Consider the following 10,337-nt stretch of genomic DNA (forward strand, 5'->3'; position numbering starts at 1 on the left):
GCCGCATCCAGCCGCTCGAGCGCGGCCTCGTCGCGGGCCACGCCCCGGTAGACCCGTCCGAGCGCCACGGACATGCCCTGGACGGTGAAGTGGTCGCGGACCATCCCACGGGACCGCTCGGCCCGGGCGGTGTCGCCGTGCGTCGCCACGTCGAGCGACTCGTCGAGCGCCCACGCGAGGCGCTCCGCGTCCCACGTCGCGGTCAGCAGGCCGGTCACGCCGGGCTCCACATAGGTGGCGGGTCCGCCACCGTCGGGGGCGACGACCGGAAGGCCGGTGGCCATGGCCTCGAGCAGCGCGATGCCGAACTCCTCCTTGAGGCTCGCGCACGCATAGACGCCGCCGGGTGCGACGAGACCAGGGATCCCGAACCGGGCTGCGGCGAGCCAGCGGGCCGCGACGTCGTTCGAGCGGTGGCCCGGCAGCATGAGGCCCGCGGTGGGGCGCTCCGACGCCGGCACCGCTCGCTCGATGAGGTCGAGCTGCTGGCGTTCGTCGGGAGAGGGATGCTCGAGGTTGCCCCCGATGACGAGGAGGTTCGCGCGTCGCCGCACCGGGCGCGTGGCCCACGCCTCCACGAGCGTCGCCATCCCCTTCACCCGGTGGAGGCGGCCGAGTGTCACGATCAGGGGCAGGCCCCGGCGCTCGGGGGCGAGTACCTCGACGAGGGTGCGCAGCTCGGCGATCGCGGGCACCGGCGGGGCGCCGTGCGCGTGCGCCGTGGCATCCGCCACCGCCTCGTCGATCGTCGCGAGGTCGACGCCCTCGGGCACCACCGTGTGGCGCTCCGCGCGGGCGGTGAGGTCGATGCCCACGAGCCGGCGCAGGTCCTCCTCCAGGTGCGGCCGCGGGAAGAGGACCGTGTGCGCCGCATTGGCCGCGAGCCGCTGCACGAGGCGCGTGCGGAACCAGAAGTGCTCGGCGAGGTCGAACCGGCCGAAGTCGTGCCGGCTCATCGCACCCGAGCGGTCGAGCGACTCGATCACCGCGTGCGGGTCGGGGGCCACGGTGAACACCACGGGGATGCCGAGCTCCCGTGCGACCTCCGCCGCCGCCAGGCTGCCGACGTCGGCCATGCGCAGGTGCAGCACGTCGACCTGTTCGGCCGCGAGCAGAACGCGCCGGATGCCACGGCGGGCGGCGACCCGCAACGGCCACGCCGCGGCCGACGGCACGGGGTCGCGGAGCAACGGGACACGCCCGTACACGTGCCCCGAGGCGCCGTCGCGGAGTCGGACGAGATCGGTGGCGGCCTCAGCGACGGAGCCGCGAGAGAGGGTGAGGACGCGCTCCACGCCGGTCTCGCGGTCGCGCACGAGGGCGTCGCCGAGCCGCACCAGGAGGGTGGCGATGCCGCCGTTGTCGCCGGAGCCGGCGGAGCTCAGCCGGGGGTCGAGGTCGGCGTGCAGGAAGAGCTGCGCGATCGTCAGGCCGGATCGGCGACCCTCCGCCCGTGCTTCCGGCGAACGCAGGTGCGGGCGCAGGTCGAGCAGTGCCAGTTCGGCGACCGCGCCGAGGGGACCGCCGCCGGCGGCCACCAGGCGCAGGAACTCCGCCAGCCGCGGATCCGCGGACCGCTGCCCGATCGCCGCGACGGCCGCGATGCGCACCCCTTCGGCCTCCGCGGAGTCCCGTGCGATGCGGAGGAGCGGCGCCGTCGCGATCGAATGCCGCACGAGTCCGAGGGTTTCGACCACCCGCGCGCGGGCAGCCGGCTCGACGACGCCGAGCAGCGCCGCCTCGGTCCCCACGACGAGCGCCTCGGCGGTCGTGGGGGACCACTGCTCGAGCGTCCGCTGCGCGAGCATGCCCCCGAACCCTCCAGTGACCACCATGCCGAGCAGCGCGCCCATCGCATCCGCGCGAGGGAGGCCACCGCCGAGCGCCCACGCCGCGTGCTCGCGGAGGAAGGCCCGCTCGTCGGTGAGCAGGCCGACGAGTATCCTGCCCGCCTCACGGTCGAACATCCCGGCGAGGGCGTGGGTCGACGCGATGGCGGCGATCTCGTCGTCGCCGCGGAGCGCGCCGCCGAGCACCCGGAGCGTGCGGACGCCCGGATCCCGGCCGGCCTCGAACGCGAGGTCGTCGGCCAGTCGCATCGCGTCCACGATCGCGTCGGCACCGGTCACTGCATCGAGTGCGGTCTGGACTCCCACGACGTCCTCCTCATCGACGCGCGCCGCCGACGGCGCCCATCTGCGCCACCGATCCTGCGGTTCGGGCGTGACCGGCTCGTCGAGTCTCGGCGCTCTCCGCCGACGCGGCATCCATCGTTCGGATGACGGCGAAGGACCCCGGCCAGGAGAATGTGGTCGGGGCCCGTCGTTCCCGTGGGTGTTGGGAATCGCACCGGCGGCCGGATGACGCGTGCGGGAGGTCCCACGGCTGACGGTCCCCACATCGTAGGCGCGGTGCCGCGGCATCCGATGCCCCCAGAATGGGGCGGCGAAGCGGCGGCCGCCCATCCGAGCGGGCCACGCCCGGCCGGGACTAGCATGTGGCCAACGGCGTCGCGCCGCACGAGGCCTCGCCGACGATGTGCAGGGGGATGACCGCATGTGCCGCTGGCTCGCATACTCGGGGGAACCGCTCCGACCGTCCACGCTGATCCTCGATACGCAGCACTCGCTCGTGAAGCAGTCGCTGAACTCGCCGCTCGGGGCCGAGACCGTGAACGGCGACGGGTTCGGAATCGGCTGGTACCCGTCGGGCACCAGCGACGACGCGAAGCCGGCGCTGTTCCACAGCATCGAGCCGGCGTGGCACGACGAGAACCTGCGGGAGCTCACCCACGCGATCGAGAGCCCGCTCTTCTTCGCGCATGTGCGAGCGGCGGGCGGGCCCCCGATCCAGCAGACGAACTGCCACCCGTTCCGGTACGAGAACTGGCTGTTCATGCACAACGGCTTCCTCGGCGACTTCGTGAAGATGAAGCGCGACCTCGTGTTCGCCGTGGACCCGTCGCTCTACCCGCACATCCACGGCACGACCGACTCCGAGGTGATCTTCCACCTCGCGCTGTCCCTCGGCCTCCGTGACGACCCCATCGCCGGCATCACCGCCGCCGTGCAGCTGATCGAGAAGGTCGGCCGCGAACACGGCATCGCCTTCCCCATGCAGGGCACCATGGCCGTCTCCGACGGGACGACGATCTGGGCGTTCCGCTACTCCACCCAGCGCCGGTCGCGCACCCTCTTCCACTCCGAGGACATCGACACGCTGCGTGAGCTGTACCCCGATGTCGAGCGGCTGAACCTGTTCGGCCGCAACGCGCGCGTGGTGGTCTCGGAGCCCCTGAACGACATGCCGGGCGCGTTCATCGAGGTGCCCGAATCGACCGTCGCCATCATCGGCGAGGGCGAGTTCGACCATCGGCCRTTCCTCGCCGAAGCCGATTGATCGACGGGGCGAGAGGACACGGGGCCGGATGTCGCACCGAAGGCTGGACACGCACGGCATGCTGAGGTTCGATGGTGATCGAACCACCATGGTGCCCGCCCTACCGGGCACGCGTCACCCGCACGATCGCGGGCTCCGGGAGTGATCGCATGGCCGTCCGGAACAAGCGGAATCGGGATTTCGCCGAGACGCGGACCCCCGTGGGCGTTCTGGGCGGGCTCATCGGACTCGTGGCGGCCAGTGCGGCCGCGGCCACGCTCGTCGTCGTCGGGGTGACGCCGGCGATCGCGACCGTCGGCATCGCGGCATCCGGCACCATCGGCATGTTCGAGAACCTGCCGAGCTACCTCGAGATCGGGGAGCTGTCGGAGAAGAGCAACATCTACGCGACCAGGTCCGACGGGTCCACCGTGCTCCTGGCCTCGTTCTACGACCAGAACCGCATCGAGGTCGGCTGGGACGGCATCAGCCAGTACGTCAAGGACGCAACGGTCGCCGGCGAGGACCCGAGGTTCTACGAGCACGGCGGCATCGACCTGCAGGGCACCGTGCGCGCGGCGGTGACCACGGCGACCGGCCGCGAGACGCAGGGCGGGTCGTCGATCGCCCAGCAGTACGTCAAGAACGTGCGCGTGCAGGAGTGCGAGGGCATGGCCGACGTCACGGCACTCGAGGACCTCACCGAGGAGGAGCGGGAGGCGCTCACCGGTGACGAGCGCCACGCCCTCATCGAGCAGGAGCGCCTCGGCTGCTACGACACCGTGACCGAGACGTCGATCGACCGCAAGCTCAAGGAGATGCGCCTCGCCATCGGCGTCGAGAAGCGGTACACGAAGAACGAGATCCTGCTCGGCTACCTGAACATCGCCGGCTTCGGCGGCACCGTGTACGGCATCGAGGCCGCGGCGAACTACTACTACAACACCAGCGCTGCGAATCTCTCGCTGGCGCAGGCCGCCTCCCTCATGGCGATCGTGAACAACCCCGCGAAGTTCCAGATCGACAAGCCCGAGAGCGAGACGAACGGTGCGGCGAACGGCTACGCCGAGAACACCTCGCGGCGCAACTACATCCTCGACCGCATGCTGGAGTACCGGAAGATCACGCAGGCGGAGTACGACACGGCGGTCGCAACGCCCGTGCAGCCCGCCATCACCGAGCCGAGCACCGGATGCCAGACCGCGGGGGGCAGCGCCTACTTCTGCGACTACGTGAAGAACATCCTGCAGAACGACCCGAACTTCGGCGAGGACGCCGACACGAGGATGCGCAACTTCCGGCGCGGCGGATTCCAGGTCTACACGACGCTCGACCTCGACCTGCAGAACGCCGCAGAGACGACGATCGCCCAGAACGTGCCGCAGACCTATCCCGGGTGGGACGTCGGCGCGGTGATCTCCTCGGTGCAGGTCGGCACGGGCCGGGTGCTGGCGATGGCGCAGAACCGCACGTACAGCCAGGATCCCGAGGTGCTCAACTCGGGCCCGCAGTTCACGAGCATCAACTACAACACCGACTTCGAGTACGGCGGTTCGCGCGGGTTCCAGCCGGGTTCCTCGTACAAGGTGTTCACGCTGGCGGAGTGGCTGAAGACGGGGCACGCGCTCTCGGAGCGGGTCGACTCCCGGCCTAAGGCGAACTGGGGCACGTTCCAGGACAGCTGCCTCGGCCCGCAGAACTACGACGCCGAGCACTGGGCGCCCCGCAACGACGCCAACGAGGCGGGTGCCAACTACAGCGCCCTCGAGTCGACGATCGGCTCGATCAACACGGGCTACATCGGCATGGCCAAGCGGCTCGACCTCTGCGGCATCCGCAAGACCGCCGAGGCGTTCGGCGTGCACCGCGCCGATGGCGAACCGCTCGTGCAGAGCGCCTCCGCGGTGATCGGCATCAACGAGGTGGCCCCGCTCACCATGGCCGTCGCATTCGCCGGCATCGCGAACAACGGCGTCACCTGCACTCCCGTCGCCATCGACCGCATCGTGGGGCGAGACGGCCAGGAGCTGCCCGCCCCGCAGACGACGTGCACGGAATCGGTGCCGCCCGCGGTCGCCGCGGCGATGCACTACGCCATGATCCGCGTGATGACGAGCGGCACCGCCACCGTCTCGAACGGGGCGACCTCGCCGCACGTGCCGCTCATCGGCAAGACGGGGACCACCGACGGGGCGAAGGACACCTGGATGGTCGGCGCCAGCTCGAAGGTGGCCACGGCGGCGGCCGTGGTGAGCGTCAACGGCGATGCGAACCAGCGCGCCATCTCCTTCGCGAGCGGGCAGGCCGCGACGGCGCGTCACCGGATGTGGCCGGCCGTCATGTCGGTGGCCGCGGCGAAGTACGGCGGCGACCCCTTCACCGAGGCCGGACCGGGCCCGGTCGCCCCGAAGTCGGGCGGCGTCGACGGTGGAACCACCGAGACGCCTGCACCGGCCGATCAGACCGAGGGCGGCGGCGACGGGAACGGCGGCAAYGGCGGCAACGGCAACGGCAACGGCAACGGGAACGGCGGCAACGGGAACGGCACGGGCGGTCCACCCGGGCAGTGACGCCGGACGCCGTCGGCTGACCGCACGGGACGACCGCGCATCCGAGCAGYGACGGCCGCCTCGCCCTCCCGCGTGGCTCAGAAGTCGATCGAATCCCCGGGTTCGAGGGGCAGGTACTCGCCGCCGCCCTGCTCGACGGCCCAGCGGAGGCGGGCGTTCGAGAGGTCCTTGCCGGCGCGCGACAGCAGCATCTCATGCGTCGGGAACGCCCGCTTCGGCGCCACCTCGATGACGTAGTCCATGGCTTCGCTGATCTTCATCCAGGGTGCGGCGGCCGGGGCGGCGAGCACGTCGACGGCGATCCCGTCGGGCGCGACGAACGAGTCGCCCGCGTAGTACAGCGCCTCGTTCACGAGCACCCCGAGGTTGTCGATGATCGGGATCGACCGGTGGATCTGCGCGTGCTGCCCGCCGAAGAATCGCAGCCGGAACGGCCCGACCTCCACCTCGTCGCCCGCCGCGACCGTCTCCACCGGGAATCCGGATGCCGTCGCGGCGACGCCCGCCGGGCCGAAGATGCGCACTCCGGGGTTGGCGCCGACGATGCGGCCGAGCTGCTCGGGCGTCCAGTGGTCGGCGTGCTCATGGGTGATCACCACGGCGGCGGTGCCGGCCGACTCCGTGATCGGTGTGGTGAAGCTGCCCGGGTCGACGTAGAGCTTGTCGCCCGAGTCCTCGATGACGAGCGCGGCATGTTCGAGCTTGGTGAGTCGCATGCGTCGAGCCAACACCGCCCGCCGCGCGGCGCGCAAGCCCGTCGCCTGCCAGAATCGCACCATGATCCGAGCCCCGCGGCGCCTCCTCGTCGCCGTCAACCCGGCCGCCTCCTTCGGCCGCAATCGCGCCGTGGGGCCGGCCGTGGTCGAGCGGCTCGTGGATGCCGGGTACGACGTGTCGATGCTCCGCGAGGCGAACTTCGAGCTGCTCCGGCGCGAGGCCGAGTCGGCGTTCGAGCAGCGCCCCGACGCCCTCGTCGTGGTCGGCGGCGACGGCATGGTCTCGCTCGGCGTGAACCTCGTGGCGCAGACGGGCGTGCCGCTCGGCATCGTGGCGGCCGGCACGGGCAACGACCTCGCCCGCGGGCTGGGGCTGCCGTACGACGATCCCGCAGCGGCCACGGACGCGCTGCTGGCCGCGCTCGACCGCGAGCCCAGGCGGATCGATGCCGGGATCATCCGGCACGGCGACCTGCGCACGTGGTTCGCGTGCGTGGTCTCGACGGGCTTCGACGCCGTCGTCAACGAGCGGGCGAACCGGATGACGCGTCCACGCGGCCCCAGTCGGTACACGCTCGCCCTCGCCCGCGAGCTCGCCACGTTCCGTCCCCGCACGTACGCCATCACGATCGACGGGGTGCGCCGGGAGCAGCGCGCGATGCTCGTGTCGGTCGCGAACAATCCCTCGCTGGGCGGCGGCATGCGCATCGTGCCGCACGCCGACCTCGCCGACGGCCTGCTCGACGTCTTCATCGTCCATCCGCTGTCCCGTTCGGCGCTCGTCCGCGTGTTCCCGAAGGTCTTCGCGGGCACCCACGTCGACCACCCCGCGGTCGAGTTCGTGCGGGCGAGCCGGGTGCGCATCGAGGCCGACGACATCGTCGCGTACGCCGACGGCGAGCGCATCGGCCGGCTCCCGATCGAGGTCGACGTGGCGCCCGGGGCGCTGTCGGTCTTCGCATGATCACGGCGCCGGATGCCGCGGCGGCGTCGATTTTGCGGGAGCCGCGAGCCTGTGTCATACTCTTCAAGTTGTCGATTCGGCCCCATCGTTTAGCGGCCTAGGACACCGCCCTCTCAYGGCGGCAGCGCGGGTTCAAATCCCGCTGGGGTCACAACAGCGAAAGCCCCCGGTCACCCGGGGGTTTTCTGCATTTCCGGGCGGCATTCTCCGGCACGTGCGGGGTCGTCCCTCGATCGCCACGGCCCGCCGCCACGTCCCGCGGCGAGAATGCGGTGCGCTGCGGCATCCGCTCGCCCTCCGCTAGACTCGGCTGAGCGAAGGGGAGTATCCCGCGAGGCGCACGCCTCGGGCCACGATCGTCAGTACGAGCGCCAGAGACGCCGCTCCGGGCGTGGCGGCGCGCCGAGGGCGCGGTCGGGAGAGACTTTCGGGTTCACCTGTACCCACTCACCCCGGAAGGCCCCCTGTGCTCGAACTCCCCGTCTGGTTCGAAGTCGGCTCCCTCGTGGTCCTGACCCTCATCCTCATCGGCGACCTGCTGCTCGTCGTCAAGCGCCCCCACGTGCCCTCGTTCCGGGAGTCCACCCTGTGGGTGGTCTTCTACGTGGCGCTCGCGCTCGTGTTCGCGCTCTTGATGCTCCTGCTCGGCGACGCCGAGCACGCCGGCCAGTTCGTGGTCGGCTGGCTCACGGAGTACAGCCTCTCGATCGACAACCTCTTCGTGTTCGTCATCATCATGGCGAGGTTCTCGGTGCCGAAGAAGATGCAGCAGGAGGTGCTCATGGTGGGCATCATCCTGGCGCTGATCTTCCGCGGGGTGTTCATCCTCCTCGGCGCCCAGCTCATCGAGAACTTCAGCTGGATCTTCTACATCTTCGGCGCCTGGCTCGTCTGGACGGCGATCCAGCAGGCGTTCCTGCATCGCGAGGAGAGCGCAGAGGAGACCGAGAGCGCGCTCGTGCGGATGCTCCGCAAGCGCGTTCGCATCTCCGACGACTACGACGGCATCAAGCTGCGCACCACGGTCGACGGCACGCGCATGTTCACGCCGATCATCATCGTGTTCATCGCGATCGGCACGACCGACCTCCTCTTCGCGCTGGATTCGATCCCCGCCATCTTCGGCATCACGCAGTCGGCGTTCATCGTCTTCACGGCCAACGTGTTCGCGCTGATGGGCCTCCGCCAGCTCTACTTCCTGCTCGGCGGGCTGCTCGAGCGGCTCGAGTACCTCAAGTACGGCATCGCGTTCATCCTCGCCTTCATCGGCGTGAAGCTCGTGTTCCACGCCCTGCACGTCAACGAGCTCCCGTTCCTCAACGGCGGCGAACCCGTCGAGTGGGCACCCGAGATCTCCACGTGGGCCTCGCTCGGCGTGATCGTGGTGGCGATGGCCGTGGCGACGATCGCGAGCCTCGTCAAGGCCCGGGTCGACTCGAAGCGCCGCGGCGTGAAGCTCATGGACGAGGTGCCGCACTTCACCGAGGACGCCTCCCGCCGCGAGCACTGACCGGTCCGGGGGTCGCGCCGCTGTGCACAGCGGTCCGCAGGACCCGCCCGGAGTTGCTAGCGTGGGGAGGCGGCGCCTGGGTGGGGCGCCCGGGCMGGGGGGCCCGCAGGCGAGTTGCGACGAGGAGAACCGTGTCCGCTGATGGCGAGGACATCGTCCGACTCCCGCGCGGTTCCGCGGTGATCGCCCACAGTGCGCAGAGCGACGTCGGTCGTGTCCGCAGCGTGAACGAAGACGCGTTCCTCGCGGCCGCACCGGTCTATCTCGTGGCCGACGGCATGGGCGGCCACGCGCGAGGCGATGCGGCGAGCCGCACGGTGGTCGAGACCTTCCGCCGTCACCTCGAGGCAGGCAGGCCGTCATCGCCCGAGCAGGTGCTCGACGCCATCCACAGTTCGAACGACGCCGTCCGGGCGCTGAGCGCCGAGGGCGAGGAGGGCACGGCCGTCGCCGGCACCACGCTCACGGGCATCGCGCTCGTCGACGCGGGCGACGGCGCGGGCTTCCACTGGATGGTGTTCAACGTCGGCGACTCCCGGGTCTACTCGTGGGACGGACGCACGCTGCAGCAGTTGAGCGTCGATCATTCGGCGGTGCAGGAACTCGTCGACGCCGGCCTGATCAGCGCCGACGATGCCGAGCGCCATCCCGACCGCAACGTGATCACGAGGGCGATGGGTGCCGACGAGGTCGTCGATCCCGACGTCTGGCTCATCCCCGCCGCCGGCCGCCAGGTGTTCCTGATCTGCTCGGACGGCCTCTCGAAGGAGGTCGACGACGAGCAGCTCGCCCAGGTCCTCGCCGGAGACACCGGGCATGCGGCGGGCCTCGCGGGCGAGTTGGTCGATGCCGCGCTCGAGCACGGCGGTCGTGACAACGTCACGGTCATCGTGGTCGAGTCGCAGCTCGGCGATGACGACGATGACGACGAGACCACCCGCGACCGAACCGGCTCGTTGTCACGCGCCGCCGAGGACACGACGCCGCGCACCGGGGGAGGGCACCATGGCGACGTATCGGCCTGACCCCTCGGGCGCGTGGCTCGCTGCCGTGCGCGGGCGCGTCGCCCTCCTGGCTCCGATCACTGCAGCCGACGCGGTGGCGGCGGTGTGGGCCGAGCTCGGCGCCCCCGATCCGACGCCGCAGGTGCTCGACCGGCTCACCGCGTCGGGCCTCGCGGCCACGCCGCCGTTCGCCCT

Annotated in this window: 8 protein-coding genes and 1 tRNA gene; 7 read left to right on the forward strand and 2 right to left on the reverse strand. The window is 71.0% G+C overall.

The features are described 5' to 3' along the window. Window positions 1-2,156: glycosyltransferase (locus tag AC1DY2_RS09020; protein WP_476762110.1), on the reverse strand; the 2,156-nt coding region annotated here is incomplete at its 3' end. Window positions 2,157-2,556: 400 nt separating this feature from the next. Here AC1DY2_RS09020 and AC1DY2_RS09025 point away from each other — a divergent pair. Next, window positions 2,557-3,399: a class II glutamine amidotransferase gene (locus AC1DY2_RS09025; protein ID WP_476762111.1), complete on the forward strand. Its 843-nt coding sequence runs from the start codon at window positions 2,557-2,559 to the stop codon at window positions 3,397-3,399. A gap of 200 nt (window positions 3,400-3,599) precedes the next feature. Continuing rightward, window positions 3,600-5,948, forward strand: a complete 2,349-nt coding sequence (locus tag AC1DY2_RS09030) for a transglycosylase domain-containing protein (RefSeq protein WP_476762112.1) — start codon at window positions 3,600-3,602, stop codon at window positions 5,946-5,948. Between the two features lie 77 nt (window positions 5,949-6,025). Here AC1DY2_RS09030 and AC1DY2_RS09035 read toward each other — a convergent pair whose 3' ends face one another. Continuing rightward, window positions 6,026-6,664, reverse strand: coding sequence for an MBL fold metallo-hydrolase (locus AC1DY2_RS09035; protein WP_476762113.1), 639 nt, complete (start codon window positions 6,662-6,664; stop codon window positions 6,026-6,028). Between the two features lie 61 nt (window positions 6,665-6,725). On the opposite strand from AC1DY2_RS09035, the gene AC1DY2_RS09040 reads away from it, so the two are divergent. From AC1DY2_RS09040 to AC1DY2_RS09060, 5 genes are all read left to right on the forward strand, one after another. Further along, entirely contained in the window at window positions 6,726-7,628 is a 903-nt protein-coding gene (locus AC1DY2_RS09040) for a diacylglycerol/lipid kinase family protein (protein WP_476762114.1), read from the forward strand. Between the two features lie 78 nt (window positions 7,629-7,706). Next, a tRNA-Glu gene (locus AC1DY2_RS09045) sits at window positions 7,707-7,779 on the forward strand. 315 nt (window positions 7,780-8,094) lie between these two features. After that, on the forward strand, window positions 8,095-9,138 hold the full coding sequence (locus AC1DY2_RS09050) for a TerC/Alx family metal homeostasis membrane protein (protein ID WP_476762115.1): 1,044 nt from the start codon (window positions 8,095-8,097) through the stop codon (window positions 9,136-9,138). 131 nt (window positions 9,139-9,269) lie between these two features. Beyond that, complete coding sequence (locus tag AC1DY2_RS09055) at window positions 9,270-10,163, forward strand: PP2C family protein-serine/threonine phosphatase (RefSeq protein ID WP_476762116.1); 894 nt, start codon at window positions 9,270-9,272, stop codon at window positions 10,161-10,163. After that, window positions 10,144-10,337: hypothetical protein (locus AC1DY2_RS09060; RefSeq protein ID WP_476762117.1), on the forward strand; the 194-nt coding region annotated here is incomplete at its 3' end. The genes AC1DY2_RS09055 and AC1DY2_RS09060, both read left to right, overlap by 20 nt.

This window comes from Agromyces sp. P1_H4, from assembly GCF_056405255.1.

Excerpts from the sequence above, each read along its gene's own strand:
- AC1DY2_RS09035 (WP_476762113.1), bottom strand. The coding sequence starts at position 6,664 with ATGCGACTCACCAAGCTCGAACATGCCGCGCTCGTCATCGAGGACTCG.
- AC1DY2_RS09040 (WP_476762114.1), top strand. The coding sequence starts at position 6,726 with ATGATCCGAGCCCCGCGGCGCCTCCTCGTCGCCGTCAACCCGGCCGCC.